Annotated in this window: 14 protein-coding genes and 1 tRNA gene; 7 read left to right on the top strand and 8 right to left on the bottom strand. The window is 58.8% G+C overall.

Annotated elements, in window-relative coordinates:
- Positions 1-121 precede the first annotated feature (121 nt).
- The 4 genes from AC0V6U_RS00275 (at position 122) to AC0V6U_RS00260 (ending at position 5,099) form a co-directional block, all read left to right on the top strand.
- On the top strand, positions 122-883 hold the full coding sequence (locus AC0V6U_RS00275) for a competence/damage-inducible protein A (protein WP_472645797.1): 762 nt from the start codon (positions 122-124) through the stop codon (positions 881-883).
- A gap of 170 nt (positions 884-1,053) precedes the next feature.
- Entirely contained in the window at positions 1,054-3,126 is a 2,073-nt protein-coding gene (locus AC0V6U_RS00270; RefSeq protein WP_472644259.1) for a GMC family oxidoreductase, read from the top strand.
- 63 nt (positions 3,127-3,189) lie between these two features.
- The gene (locus tag AC0V6U_RS00265; protein ID WP_472644258.1) at positions 3,190-4,173 is read left to right on the top strand and encodes a polysaccharide deacetylase family protein; all 984 of its coding nucleotides are present in this window, start codon (positions 3,190-3,192) and stop codon (positions 4,171-4,173) included.
- On the top strand, positions 4,173-5,099 hold the full coding sequence (locus AC0V6U_RS00260) for a GNAT family N-acetyltransferase (protein ID WP_472644257.1): 927 nt from the start codon (positions 4,173-4,175) through the stop codon (positions 5,097-5,099). Before AC0V6U_RS00265 ends, AC0V6U_RS00260 begins: the two co-directional genes overlap by 1 nt.
- 157 nt (positions 5,100-5,256) lie before the next feature.
- Here the strand turns inward: AC0V6U_RS00260 and rplA are convergent, their stop codons facing one another.
- Entirely contained in the window at positions 5,257-5,952 is a 696-nt protein-coding gene (gene rplA / locus AC0V6U_RS00255; RefSeq protein WP_472644256.1) for a 50S ribosomal protein L1, read from the bottom strand.
- Between the two features lie 2 nt (positions 5,953-5,954).
- Complete coding sequence (gene rplK / locus AC0V6U_RS00250; RefSeq protein WP_472644255.1) at positions 5,955-6,386, bottom strand: 50S ribosomal protein L11; 432 nt, start codon at positions 6,384-6,386, stop codon at positions 5,955-5,957.
- Positions 6,387-6,698: 312 nt separating this feature from the next.
- On the opposite strand from rplK, the gene AC0V6U_RS00245 reads away from it, so the two are divergent.
- The gene (locus AC0V6U_RS00245; protein WP_472644254.1) at positions 6,699-7,376 is read left to right on the top strand and encodes a PspA/IM30 family protein; all 678 of its coding nucleotides are present in this window, start codon (positions 6,699-6,701) and stop codon (positions 7,374-7,376) included.
- A gap of 5 nt (positions 7,377-7,381) precedes the next feature.
- Here AC0V6U_RS00245 and AC0V6U_RS00240 read toward each other — a convergent pair whose 3' ends face one another.
- From AC0V6U_RS00240 to secE, 3 genes are all read right to left on the bottom strand, one after another.
- A complete protein-coding gene (locus AC0V6U_RS00240; RefSeq protein WP_472644253.1) occupies positions 7,382-7,579 on the bottom strand; it encodes a hypothetical protein in 198 nt (65 codons plus the stop codon).
- 39 nt (positions 7,580-7,618) lie between these two features.
- Entirely contained in the window at positions 7,619-8,155 is a 537-nt protein-coding gene (gene nusG, locus AC0V6U_RS00235; RefSeq protein WP_472644252.1) for a transcription termination/antitermination protein NusG, read from the bottom strand.
- 70 nt (positions 8,156-8,225) lie between these two features.
- Complete coding sequence (gene secE / locus AC0V6U_RS00230; protein WP_472644251.1) at positions 8,226-8,435, bottom strand: preprotein translocase subunit SecE; 210 nt, start codon at positions 8,433-8,435, stop codon at positions 8,226-8,228.
- 322 nt (positions 8,436-8,757) lie between these two features.
- Between secE and AC0V6U_RS00225 the strand changes: the two genes are divergently transcribed.
- Positions 8,758-10,290, top strand: coding sequence for an alanine/glycine:cation symporter family protein (locus tag AC0V6U_RS00225; RefSeq protein ID WP_472644250.1), 1,533 nt, complete (start codon positions 8,758-8,760; stop codon positions 10,288-10,290).
- 577 nt (positions 10,291-10,867) lie between these two features.
- On the opposite strand, the gene AC0V6U_RS00220 is transcribed toward AC0V6U_RS00225, so the two are convergent.
- Positions 10,868-10,943: transfer RNA gene (locus AC0V6U_RS00220), tRNA-Trp, on the bottom strand.
- A 103-nt stretch (positions 10,944-11,046) separates the two neighbouring features.
- On the opposite strand from AC0V6U_RS00220, the gene aat reads away from it, so the two are divergent.
- On the top strand, positions 11,047-11,781 hold the full coding sequence (aat, locus tag AC0V6U_RS00215; RefSeq protein WP_472644249.1) for a leucyl/phenylalanyl-tRNA--protein transferase: 735 nt from the start codon (positions 11,047-11,049) through the stop codon (positions 11,779-11,781).
- Here the strand turns inward: aat and AC0V6U_RS00210 are convergent.
- The gene (locus AC0V6U_RS00210; protein ID WP_472644248.1) at positions 11,730-12,215 is read right to left on the bottom strand and encodes a DUF2155 domain-containing protein; all 486 of its coding nucleotides are present in this window, start codon (positions 12,213-12,215) and stop codon (positions 11,730-11,732) included. The genes aat and AC0V6U_RS00210 overlap by 52 nt on opposite strands.
- Positions 12,216-12,220: 5 nt before the next feature.
- Positions 12,221-12,646, bottom strand: a complete 426-nt coding sequence (locus tag AC0V6U_RS00205; protein WP_472644247.1) for an NADH:ubiquinone oxidoreductase subunit NDUFA12 — start codon at positions 12,644-12,646, stop codon at positions 12,221-12,223.
- Positions 12,647-12,722 lie beyond the last annotated feature (76 nt).

The raw sequence follows: 12,722 nt of genomic DNA, 5'->3' as shown, positions 1-12,722 counted from the left end.
TCACTTCGAAAGCCGCTTGGAAAGGCGGTAAGCCTTCCCGGCGCGACTTCCGAAGCGATAGCTGCGCCATTGAGGCGCCTCGATCGCGGGAATTATGAGTTTACGGCCTAACCTCCTGCCCATGACCACATCGGACAAAATCTGGACCGCGGGCCTCGTCATTATTGGCGATGAAATCCTCTCCGGCCGCACCCAAGACAAGAACATCGCGCAGGTCGCATCCTGGCTGCAGGTGCAAGGCATTCGTCTGGCAGAGGTGCGCGTGGTGCCCGATGTCGAGGACACAATCGTCGAGGCGGTCAACGCTCTGCGCGCGGACAACGACTATCTCTTCACCACCGGCGGCATTGGCCCGACGCATGACGACATCACCGTCGATGCAGTGGCCAAGGCGCTCGGCGTGCCGGTCGTCATCAATGAAGAAGCGCGCGCGCTGCTGACCCGCTATTATGAAGACAAGGGCGGCATCAATGAAGGCCGCCTGCGCATGGCCCGCGTGCCCGAGGGCGCTGAACTGATCCCCAATCGCATGTCTGGCGCGCCCGGTATCCGGCGCGGCAATGTGATCCTGATGGCGGGCGTTCCGCACATCGCCGCTGGCATGCTCGATGCACTCACCGGCAAGCTGGAAGGCGGCGCGCCGTTGATCACGGAAACCGTCGGCTGCTGGATCGCGGAAAGCGAAGTTGCAAACCTGCTGATCGAGGTCGAACACGCGCACGAGGGATGCCAGATCGGCTCCTACCCCTTCTTTCGCGAAGGCAAAGTAGGCGCCAATTTCGTCCTGCGCTCGACGGAAAAAGACACGCTCAAATCTGCTGTAGATTCGCTGTGCGATGGGCTAGCAACAAGCGGCTATGATTTCACGCCGGGCGGTATTTAACCAGAAATCGGCAAAGATTGGCGCGTCCTTACAAGGAATCGCCGTTATTTCTATTTCGAACAAAAGAAAATTGCGTCATCTTCTCCTTGCCTAAGCAAAGGGGAGATTGTGAGATGCCTAACCCATCACCTTCCGTCATTACCGCACTTGCGCCGAGTAATGTGCGACCCTTGGGAAAGACTGCTGATGGCCATCCGGTTGTGCGCGTGGAAGCGGGGCCAGATGGCGAGCGCGCGGACTATATCATAGGCGACACCGGCGCGGTCGCGCTCGAAGGCGAGGCGATCAACCGGGCTGAGGCCAATTCCATCCAGGTGGATGACAATTTGATCGAAGTCGTGGCTCAGCGCCGCGCCAGCTTTGAACATGCCTATGTCGAGGCCCTGTTTGGCGGCGCCCCGCCCAGCGGCACAATCGAAGACGTCGTCAACAATGCGATGCGCTGGATCGCGATCCTGCCCGACAGCACGCGCGTGGATGTAAAACGCGGTCTATTCCTGCTAGAGCTGTGGCTGCGGCGCAGCTTCACCGAGCTTTCCATTGCAGAGCGGCAGCAGCGCCTGACGGACAAGATTGCCGAGGCTGACTTTGGCATCATCCGCTCGCTCGGACGGCTGAGGACGGTGTTCTACTCCGCCTATTATCAGCAACCGGGCAGCTGGAACGGGATCGGTTTCGTCCCGCCGCAATCGCGCGCCAATGCAAAGCCATTTGCAGATACCGATGATCTCACTTGCAGCAATCTGGCCGATACTGAGGATTGCGACTGGCTGGTGATCGGCTCGGGTGCGGGCGGAGCCGCCGCAGCCGCCGCGCTCGCGGCCAAGGGCGACAGCGTCCTGATCATCGAAAAGGGTGATTATTGGTCAACGGCGGAGATCCGCCACCGAGACGCAGAGCAATATGCTGGCATGTATATTGGCGGCGGGCTGATGACCTCCAGCAACCGCGAAATTGCGATCCTTCAGGCCGAATGCATTGGCGGATCATCGCTGGTGAACAATGGCATTTGCTTCCGCCCTGATCAGCCCAATCCGCATCCGCGCACGCAAGATGTGATCCAGCATTGGAAGGACGAATTCGGCGTTGATGTGAACGCGGGCGGGAAACTAACCGCGGCGTTTGACCATTTGTGGAACCGGCTGGGCATTGCAGAGATCCCCGAGGAAATCTCCGGATCCAACGGCGCGCATCTGCGCAATGCTTGGAACGCGTTTAAGGCACAGGGTCATGGCCGCGCCGACGATGCCAACGTCGAGGCCGCCCGGTTTGAGAAGAACTATGGCCACAAGACCCCGCAGCACGATCGGTCTTGCTGGGGCTGCGGCTATTGCAATTCTGGCTGCCCCTATGATCGCAAGAGCTCCGTCGTTCAGACCCTGCTGAAAGACGCATTGGGAGCGGGCGCGCGCATTGCGGAGAACACCGCTGCCTTTCGCATCAATATTGGCTGGAACCTGCACAACAAGCCGGTGAAATCGGTTGAGGCGCGGCAGAACGGTCGCCATGTGCGCATTCGCCCGGCCAAGGGCGCAATTATCGCCGCTGGCACAGGCGCGTCCTCTGCCCTGATGGAGCGATTCAACTTTGCCGATATTGGCGAGCAGATTGCCTGCAATCTCGCCTGCCCGGTGATCGCCAAAATGCCGCATGCGGTGAACAGCTGGGACGGGGTGCAAATGGGCACCTATGTCGATCGCGGTGATCACCTGATCGAGAGCTGGTTCCACCCGCCTGCAACATTCTCAGCCTCGATGGGCGGATGGTTCGGCGAATATGTCCGCCGGATGGAATCCTATTCAAACCTCGTTTGCCTCGGCATCCTCATGCCTGTCAGCGATATGGGCGAGGTGAAAGGCGGGCATTTCCGCGTGAAGCTGAAACGCAAGCACCGCGAGCAATTGCGCGGCTTTGTGGTTGATGCCGTAAAGATGCATTTCGCCGGTGGAGCAGAAGAGGTTTACCTTCCCACCTCCAGCAATGTTACCGTGCGGCCAGGCGATGATATTGAGGCTCTGGTCGAGCAACACCTCAAGGACGGGCACGACTTCATCGTCAGCACATCCCACCCACAAGGCGGCAATGTCATGGGATCAAATCCCAACCGCTCTGTGGTGGGCGCAGACCTGAAGGTGCACGGCACGGGCAACCTCTATGTCGCCGATGCGAGCGTCTTCCCCTCCTCCATCCGGATCAACGCGCAGATGTTTACCATGGCGATGGCGCATTCTGCCTTCGCATAGCGAGATTATGGCGTGGGTCGCTCAAACGACCCTTTAACCCTTTTTCGCTATCCCGCAGGCGCGATGACGCAGGCATTTATCACCATTGATACCGAGTATTCCTCGGGGCTGTTCACCGGCGCGGATAAGGCTGCGCGCGAAGACAATTTTGCGCGCTCCATCGCCTGCATCACTCCAGATGGCCCGGCGGGGATCACCCACAAGCTGGCCAAATTTGCCGAGCACGATGTGAAGGCGGTGTTTTTCGTCGATCCGATGCCCGCGATGATCTGGGGCATTGCCGCGATTGAAGATGTGGTCGGACCGATCATAGAGGCTGGTCAGGATGTTCAGCTGCATTGCCACACCGAATGGCTGGAATTGGCCGAGGACAAGGCTGTCCTAAAAGACCGCACGGGCGCCAATATCAAAGACTTCACCTTCGAGGAACAATGCCAGCTGCTCGAATATGCACGCGATGTCCTGATCGCCGCGGGCGCGCCCAAACCGGTCGCCTTTAGAGCCGGCAATTACGGCGCGAACAACGACACATTGCGGGCGCTGGCCGCCATTGGCATCCGCTATGACAGCAGCCACTGTCCCGCTTTGGTGGAGAGCGGCCCGTGCGAGATTACGCTGACTGAGCGCGACCGCTCACCAATGCTGCACGAGGGCATCATCGAAGTGCCCGTGGGCGCGATTGCGACCATCACCGGCGGATTGCGCCACGCTCAAATAACCGCGCTTTCGCTGGGCGAAATGACCGCCGCATTGCGCTATGCGCGCAGCACCAATCAGCCCAGCTTCACGCTGGTGACGCACAGTTTTGAGCTGGTCAATCGCAGCAAGATGACGCTGAACCGGGTCGTGAACGCGCGGTTTGAGGGGCTATGCGAAGCGCTCGCGGACATGGAGGGCGTGACCACCGGCAACTACCGTGCCACCCCGCCGCTGCACGGTTCAGCCTCCAACCCGCTGCCATCCGATCCGCTGCCCGCGAACCCGCTGCGCACAGGCTGGCGTCTGGCGGAGCAGCTCGCTTCCAACACGCTTTACGGCTCGCTTTGATGACAAGCGCTAGCACCTCGATTGACTTCACCGTCGGCTCGCGGCGGCTGCTGTCCGTTGGCCGAGAGCTGTCGACCTGGGCCTTTGCCTTGCAAGATGTGCTCGCGGCCGATGACGCGCCCCTAAGCGCCCCGCAGTCTGGACCGGACGGGGTGCGTGTCCTCTCTGCACCGCGTTCCGCCGTACCCGCGATCCGGGCGCAATTTCCGCTGCATCTGATCGGCGGGCGGCAGGATTATCAGCGCCACTATATCGATATGCGCCCCGCGATCTGCCCAAGCTATGAGGATTACCTCGCCCGCTTTTCCGGCAAGACCCGCTCGACGCTTCGGCGCAAGCAGCGCAAGCTGGCGAGCGAAGCCGGAGAGAGCTTCGCCATTACAGAGCACCGCACTGCGCAAGAGGTTGCGGCGTTCCTGAAAGCCGCACTGCCTTTGTCGGCCATGACCTATCAAGCGCGCCTGCTTGATGCTGGCCTGCCAGAGACACCCGAGGCGCATGCAGAGATGCTCGCCAAGGCTGAGGCAGGCGAAATGCGCTGCTATCTGCTGCACGCTGGCAGCAACGCGATTGCTTACCTCGCGCTGCCGATAACTGGCGAGACATTGGTCTATGCGCATCTCGGATATGACCCGGATTGGTCGCGCTGGTCACCGGGCACCGTGCTGCAAATGGAGGCGTTGGAGCGGCTATTCGCTGAACAGCGCTTTGCTTACTTCGACTTCACCGAAGGCACCGGCTCGCACAAAGCCATGTTCGGCACTGACAGCGCAGATTGCGCAAGCTTCGTTTTGCTAGAGCCAACGCTGGCCAACCGCGCTCTGCTTAGTGGACGAGCAGGCTTCGACAATCTGGTCGCTGGCACGAAGAGCCTGGCTGCTCGCACAGGTGCGCTCGGCAAAATGCGCGGCTTGCTAAGGGCCTAGATGCAAAAAGGGCCGGAAGCGTCAGCTCCCAGCCCCTTTTAGTGGCTTTTTCGTAAGATCATTCGGTAGCGAAGCTACCGCAAGCGTGACCACGCGCTAGGCCGGTTAGGCCGCGCCCGCGCAGGTGCGAGCGCAGCTCGATAACCGTGAGCGAAAGTTACGCGCCTTCGATTTCCGCGAAGTCGATCTTAACGCCTGGGCCCATGGTCGAGGTCAGAGTGACCTTCTTCACATATTTGCCCTTCGCGCCGGTTGGCTTGGCTTTGACAATCGCTTGCGTCAGCGCTTCAAAGTTTGCCTTCAGCGCATCGTCAGAGAACGACAGCTTGCCAATGCCGGTGTGGACGATGCCCATCTTCTCAACGCGGAACTCAACCTGGCCGCCCTTGGCGTCCTTAACGGCTTGCTCAACGTTTGGAGTGACGGTGCCCAGCTTCGGGTTTGGCATCAGGCCCTTTGGACCCAGAACCTTACCGAGGCGGCCAACAACGCCCATCATGTCCGGGGTCGCGATGATCCGGTCATAGTCAAGATTGCCAGCTTGCATGTCTTCCATGAGGTCTTCAGCGCCAACCTTGTCAGCGCCAGCGGCCGTGGCCTTATCCGCATTGTCGCCGCGCGCAAACACAGCAACTTTCACGTCTTTACCAGTGCCTGATGGCAGCGAAACCATGCCGCGAACCATTTGGTCAGCGTGGCGTGGGTCAACGCCCAAGTTCATCGCGATTTCGACGGTTTCGTCGAACTTCTTAGACGCATGCTCGCGCAGGGTCTTGATCGCGTCGTCAACGCCGTAGAGCTTTTCTGAATCGAGCTCAGCGCGCAGTTTTTGATTTTTTGTAAGCTTCGCCATGATCAGCCCTCCACCACTTCGAGGCCCATCGAACGAGCAGAGCCCGCGATGATCTTCACAGCCTGGTCAATATCGTTCGCGTTGAGGTCAGCCATTTTCGCCTCAGCGATTTCCTTCAGCGCGCTGGTCTTGATCGAGCCAGCGACAACCTTGCCCGGCTCGCCAGAGCCCTTCTTCAGCTTCGCGGCCTTCTTGATGAAGTAAGATGCTGGCGGGGTTTTGGTGGTGAAGGTGAACGAGCGATCCGCATAAACCGTGATGGTGGTTGGGATCGGAGCGTTCTTCTCAAGGTCCTGTGTCGCGGCGTTAAACGCCTTACAGAATTCCATGATGTTTACGCCGCGCTGACCCAAAGCTGGGCCGATTGGCGGTGATGGGTTTGCTGTACCAGCTGGAACTTGCAGCTTGATATAGCCTTCAATTTTCTTGGCCACGTAGGGCCTCCTTTCACACTGTCAGATGCGCGTTTCAGCTCACCTGCATGTTAAGCGGTCAAACAGCCCATTTGCATGAGCCTCCCGCACGAGATTTCCGCCAGCAATGCTGGGGAAGCGGGCGCAATAGCCATGCGCGCCCAAAATGCAAGCAAATTGCTGCTTTTCGCAGGTCACCAACGCAGCTGCTGCAGGCCATGAGGCCGCGCACATGACAGTTAGCCCACATTGGGTGCGTTTCTACACTTTACGAAATCGCAACCAATGCACGAATAAGTGCCTGTGATAATTACTTAGTAATCGGGGGCAACAATGCTGCGAGTAGCAATCCAAGTCAAAGAACTCATCTCTACAAACGTTACGAGCGCATTGGATTCAATGTCCAGCTCTGCAAAAACTCTTCACAAATTGCAGCGCGAAATTGAAGAAGCGATCATTACCCTCGAAGGCGAGCGGACTAAGACTGACCGTAAGCTCAGTCGCTCGAAAGCCACATTGACTCAAATGGAACTGCGCGAGGCTGACTGGACTGACAAAGCCAAAACAGCGATGGACCATGGACGCGAGGATCTTGCCCGCCAAGCATTGCTAGCTCGTGAAGATGGCCGACTAACGATCGCCACAACCAAGGAAGAAGTCGCTCAGGCTGAAGATGACCTCAAAGAGATCAATTCAGCGATCAAAGAGCTTGAAGTGAAACGCGAAGAAACCCGTGAGCGCGCCAAGGCTCAATTGGCCGCCGATGCCGAGAATTGCGGTTCACCGGTCCCCGGTGCCAGCTCTGCAGAACGCCATCTGGATCGCATTTCGCAAATGGAAAGGCGCGTTGATTTCGCGACCGAAGACAGCGCCGAAGCCCGTTCAAACGCAGGCGTAGACCGGGAAATCGAAGAACTGCGGCGCGCGAGCAATATCGACGCCGAACTAGCCACCATGAAAAAGCCCGCTGCAAAATCATCTGCAAAGCGCGGCGGCAAGAAAGCCAAGTAGGCTGGTCAATCTGCACCGCGCAGACGCGCCAATTCCGCGCGCGGGGTTTTCATACCCTTGGTTCGGCTGGTGAGGTGGTACCTGCGGCATAGCTCGCAGCGATAGGCGCGCAGCTTAAACGGGGCAGCCTCGGCGGCTGCCTCGGCCTCATCGACAGAAGCAAATCGCGCCTTCTTGCGGCAGATGGAAAGCTTGGTCTTCACAGAAGGCGCTTTGATCGCCTCTAGTGCAACGACAACAAGCTACTTGACCAGTTCAACCTGTTCAAAGTCGAGCTCAACCGGGGTTGCCCGGCCAAAGATCGAGACGGAGACCTTGACCTTCGCTTTGTCGAAGTCGAGCTCTTCCACCACGCCGTTGAAGCTGGCGAATGGGCCGTCGAGCACTTTGACGCTGTCGCCAATTTCGTAATCGACGCTGACCTGCTGCTTGGGCGCAGCCTTCGCTTCTTCGACGCCGCCGAAATAGCGTGCGGCCTCTTTTTCGCTGATCGGTTGCGGCTTGTTGTTATTGCCAAGAAAGCCGGTGACCTTCGGGGTGTTCTTGACGAGGTGATAAATGTCGTCATTCATCCGCAGCTTTGCCAGAACATAGCCCGGCATAAACTTGCGCTCGACCTGAACCTTCTTGCCGCGTTTCACTTCGGTGATGGTCTCGGTCGGCACTTCGACTTCCTCAACGCCCTCGGACAAGCCAAGCCGCTCAGCCTCAGAGATGATCGCCTCTTTGACCTTGTTTTCGAAGCCCGAATAAGCGTGGATGATGTACCAGCGCGCCATGATTAATCCCTAGAAAGTCGAAAATGAACCGGTGAGCCAAGCGGGAGGTGATCCTCGCCGCGAGGCCAAATTATGCGAGTGTGAGCAGCCAGCTGACGATAGCGCTGAACACAGAATCAACACCGAGGAAGAACAGCGACAGAATCACCATCATGATAAAGACGAAGATCGCGGTGCGGATCGTCTCTTCACGCGTCGGCCACACAACCTTGCTGGTCTCAGACCGAACCTGGTTCATGAACTCAGCGGGTGATGTTCTGCTCTTTTTCTCTTCGGCCATAATGCTAAGCCTTATCGTCCTTGAATACTCTCGCGGGTCTTTCCGCCATAGACTTTCAGGTAGGGTTCTACGCCGCCCCGGACAAGGTCCGGGAGGGGCTGGTCTGATTATCAATGTCTGAAAGACGGCTGCGTGCTTACTCGCGAGCCGCAGCAATAGCAAGCGCTCTCAATGGCGAAATCCGATTTCGGAGCCCGCTCAGACGAGGAAAGTTAAAAAGCTAGCCAAGGCGCAGGCACCGCTCTAGCGTGCGCCGCTTCATGCCTAGGGGATTACCCCGGGCATTCGCTACAAATACAATTCCTTGGGGGATCGCCGAATCATGGCAGCAACAGACACCGGATCGATGAGTTTGATCGATCGCGTCACCAATGTTTCAGACTTCATCTGGGGCGGCACGTGGAACGGCGAGCAAGTCTTGCAGATCGCGGGTCAGCCAGTTCCGCCGATGACGATCATCTTGCTGGGCATTGGCCTTTACATCATGTTCGGCCTTCGGTTCTTCCCGATCCGCCAATTGGGCAGCTCTTTCAAAGGCCTGTTCAAAAGCCGCAAAGGCGAAGGCGAGGGAGAGATTTCTCCATTTGCTGCACTGTCCACCGCGCTATCGGGCCAAGTCGGCACGGGTAACCTTGCCGGTGTGGCAACCGCCATCGCGCTGGGCGGACCGGGCGCGATTTTCTGGATGTGGGTGACCGCGCTGATCGGTATGGCGCTGGCATTTGCGGAGGGCTCGCTTGCGATCCGGTACCGCGAAAAGACCAGCGACGGCGTCTATCGCGGCGGCCCGATGAGCTACATTATGATGGGGCTGGGGCCGAAATACACGTGGCTCGCGATCTTCTTCTGTATCGGCACCTTGTTCTCTGCGCTGGTGACCGGCAACTCGATCCAGGCCAATGCGGTCGCGGATGGCCTTAACGAGCTTTTCGGCATCGAAGAAGCCATTGGCGGCGCGATTGTCGCCATCGCGGTATTCATCGTGATCATCGGCGGGATTAAGTCGATCGGCGGCGTCGCTGAGAAGATCATCCCGTTTATGGCTGGTGCCTATATCATCATGGCGATTGTCGCGCTGATGCTGAACATTGGCGACATTCCAGCGACCTTTGGCCTGATCTTCCACGGTGCGTTTAACCCGCAGGCGGCAACCGGCGGCTTTGCTGGCGCAGCGATTATGCTCGCGATCAGGGCCGGTGTTGCGCGCGGGCTGTTCTCTAACGAGGCAGGCCAGGGTTCGACCCCAATCGCTCACGCGGTGGCTCAAACCAACGATCCGCAGCAGCAAGGCCGGATGGCTATGCTGGGCACCTTCATTGATACGATCGTGATCTGCACCATGACCGCACTGGTGATCCTGACGGTGCAAGGCGACTTCACTGGCGACGGTGTCGCGGTGGCTCATGCATGGAATTCGGACCTCGAAGGCTTTGCCATGACGTCCGGCGCTTTTGCCGCAGCCTTCCCGCTTGAGATCGCAAGCATCCCAATCGGAACGCTGATCGCATCGACGGCGCTGATCCTGTTTGTGTTCACCACCCTGCTCACCTGGAGCTATTACGGCGAACGCGCGATCACCTTCATCTATGACCGTATCCCCGGCTCGACCCGGGGCGGTGAGAAGATCCTGCACATGATCTGGCGCGTTGTGTGGTGCGTTGTGATCTATCTCGGCAGCACGCTTGACCTGACTTTGGTCTGGCGTCTCGGTGATATCTCAAACGCGGCGATGGCCTTGCCGAACCTCTTGGCTTTGGTCTTGCTTTCGGGCGTGGTGTTCAAGCTTGCTCAAGGCGACAAGACCGCAGGCAAAGATTACCGGGCCGACACACCGGAAGAGCCTGAAGAATACTAAGGATAACGTCGGCTCAACCAGTGCGGCCTCAACCTTTCACCAAAACCATGAAGGGCCGGTCTGCCAGGTACAGACCGGCCCTTTTAGGGTATGAGACAGTTGGAGTTCTCGGACCGCATCAAAGCGGCCCCTGGTTCAGCGTCTGAAAAACAAGCGAACAAAGCGTTCGCCCGCGCTCGGCTCATCATAATCCATCGGGCGGATGGGGCCGTGCTTTTTCCGCCGCAGCAGTTCATCAGTGTATGGTCTAGGGCTAGACCAATGATCTCGCTTGCTGCCGTTTGGGCTGACTACACCTGACAGACGCCTCTCCATGAATAGCTCCATGCTGCTGGCCCACCGAGATGGTCATCACGCCGGGCCGGGTTCCATATGGCTCAAAGTCGTTCGCAAGGAACAACCGCTCAAGTACGGTGTACCCCCAATTGACCCGCGAATAATTGTCGGAACGCGACAATCTGATTGGCAGGCCGATTTTCAGTGGCGAGTTGGGTCACTGCGCGGCCAGCGGGGACAGCGACCGCGCACAGGCAAAGCGCACTCGAATCGGCGGCGGTCTTTTCGAATGTAGGGAAAATGGCAGGGGCACAGAGACTCGAACTCTGGACCTTCGGTTTTGGAGACCGACGCTCTACCAACTGAGCTACGCCCCTGCATGGGCGGGCTGCGCATTAGATCAGCAAATCGCGATAGGCAACACAAGATCAACATACTTATGGTGAGGCCGCGTGTCATCCTGCTATAGGCGGGCGCGATATGCACTCGCCCTTCCCCCCACCGATCCCGCCCGACATGCTGCTGCTGGCCTATCAAAGCGGCATTTTTCCGATGGCGGACCGGCGCGATGACCCCGATGTGTTTTGGGTCGAGCCACGCGAACGGGCGATTGTCCCGCTCGATACGTTTCGCATGTCGAAATCTTTGCGCAAGACGGTGCGCCAGGATCGCTTTACCGTCACGCTTAACCGCGATTTCGCCGCCGTGATGGAGGCCTGCGCCGCGCCGCGACCGGGCCATCCGGAAAGCTGGATCAGCGAGCGGATCATTGCCAGCTACAAAGAGCTGCACGCGCATGGATCAGCGCATTCGATCGAATGCTGGATCATGCCAGAGGACGAAGACGACGGCAGCGTGCCAGTGCTCGCAGGCGGGCTTTATGGTGTGTCGTTTGACCGGGTGTTCTGCGGGGAAAGCATGTTTTCGCGCGCCGACAATGCCAGCAAGGTCGCGCTCACATGGCTCGTCGCGCTGCTGCGGCACGCGGGATATGAACTGCTCGACTGCCAGTTCATGACCGACCATCTCGCTTCACTGGGCGCGGTCGAAATGCCTCAGTCAGACTATCTGAAACTGGTTGAGCAAGCGCGCGAGGCGCCGCCACGGCTCAGTCTCAATCAAGCGTTTAGAGAGTTCGCCGATCACGGCGTTCATTCCCCAGCTCACTCTTCGCCAGGAAAGGCCATTGCGCAGTCTTTGACCCAGACGTCATAGACCGGGTGCTCGACCACATTCAGGCTGGGCGAATTTTTGAACAGCCAGCCGGAAAAGACCGTCCCAAAATCATCTGAGCCGCGCTCTTGCACCAGCACCTGGACAAAGGCGCCGGTTTCCTGCGGCATTTCCCATGGAGCGGTGCGCTCGCACGCCTGAAGGCGGATCACGACCGGTCCGGAACGGCGGGTCTCACCGGGCTTAATCTCAAAATCCTGGCTGACATTGTTGCGCTTGTTCAGCAGGCCAATGGTCGCCACGCGCTCGGTCATCGGGGTTGCGCCCTCGACTTCCTCAACGTCGATTTCGGAAACTTCCGAGCCTTCTAGGCCCTCGGGCACTTCGGTTGCGCGGGCGGCTGGCCCGGCTTCAGGAGCGCTGCTGTCGCATGCAGCCAAGGCCAGCGCCAAGACGGGAATGAAGGCCGCGCGCATCAGGCTCACCCCTCCGGGGTCCACGCCTCGTAATCTCCGACAGCGCGGGCGCGTTTGCCGCCCTTTTCCAGCGCGCCTTGCGGGCGATACGCTTCGGCCGTGCCGGTAGCATTCGGGGTGTAATCCGCTTCCCAGATCTTGGCCGGGGGCAGATTGCTCTCTGGCACGTCATCAAACGAGCCGTGCAGCCAGCCATGCCATTCTGAAGGCACCCGGCTGGAATCGTTCGCGCCGTTGTAGATGACCCAGCGCCGCTCGCGGCTGATGTTGGAACCATCAGGCTTGCCATCCGCGCGCGGGTTCTTGCTCTGGCGATAATATTTATTGCCCTGCGCATCTGTGCCCACGTGCTCGCCATTGCGGCCTGACCACAGAAGCGTGCCGATGGTGGCGCCGTCCCACCAAGTGAAGATTTTTCCGAATAATCCCATGGGCGAAGCGATTAGTATGATTCGAGGCTGGCTTCAAGCGCCAGAGCACGCGGATTTGGGCATTCTCGCAGCCACC

The organism is Erythrobacter sp. W36, from assembly GCF_057364935.1.
The sequence above is the reverse complement of the archived record's forward strand: the minus strand, read 5'-3'. Positions and strand labels throughout refer to the sequence as shown.

Bases quoted from the DNA above. Each gene is read 5' to 3' on its own strand.
- AC0V6U_RS00205 (WP_472644247.1), bottom strand. From the start codon at position 12,646: ATGGGATTATTCGGAAAAATCTTCACTTGGTGGGACGGCGCCACCATC.
- aat (WP_472644249.1), top strand. From the start codon at position 11,047: ATGCACTCGCCCTTCCCCCCACCGATCCCGCCCGACATGCTGCTGCTG.
- rplA (WP_472644256.1), bottom strand. From the start codon at position 5,952: ATGGCGAAGCTTACAAAAAATCAAAAACTGCGCGCTGAGCTCGATTCA.
- nusG (WP_472644252.1), bottom strand. From the start codon at position 8,155: ATGGCGCGCTGGTACATCATCCACGCTTATTCGGGCTTCGAAAACAAG.
- AC0V6U_RS00265 (WP_472644258.1), top strand. From the start codon at position 3,190: ATGACGCAGGCATTTATCACCATTGATACCGAGTATTCCTCGGGGCTG.
- AC0V6U_RS00260 (WP_472644257.1), top strand. From the start codon at position 4,173: ATGACAAGCGCTAGCACCTCGATTGACTTCACCGTCGGCTCGCGGCGG.
- AC0V6U_RS00225 (WP_472644250.1), top strand. From the start codon at position 8,758: ATGGCAGCAACAGACACCGGATCGATGAGTTTGATCGATCGCGTCACC.
- AC0V6U_RS00275 (WP_472645797.1), top strand. From the start codon at position 122: ATGACCACATCGGACAAAATCTGGACCGCGGGCCTCGTCATTATTGGC.
- AC0V6U_RS00210 (WP_472644248.1), bottom strand. From the start codon at position 12,215: ATGCGCGCGGCCTTCATTCCCGTCTTGGCGCTGGCCTTGGCTGCATGC.
- AC0V6U_RS00245 (WP_472644254.1), top strand. From the start codon at position 6,699: ATGCTGCGAGTAGCAATCCAAGTCAAAGAACTCATCTCTACAAACGTT.
- secE (WP_472644251.1), bottom strand. From the start codon at position 8,435: ATGGCCGAAGAGAAAAAGAGCAGAACATCACCCGCTGAGTTCATGAAC.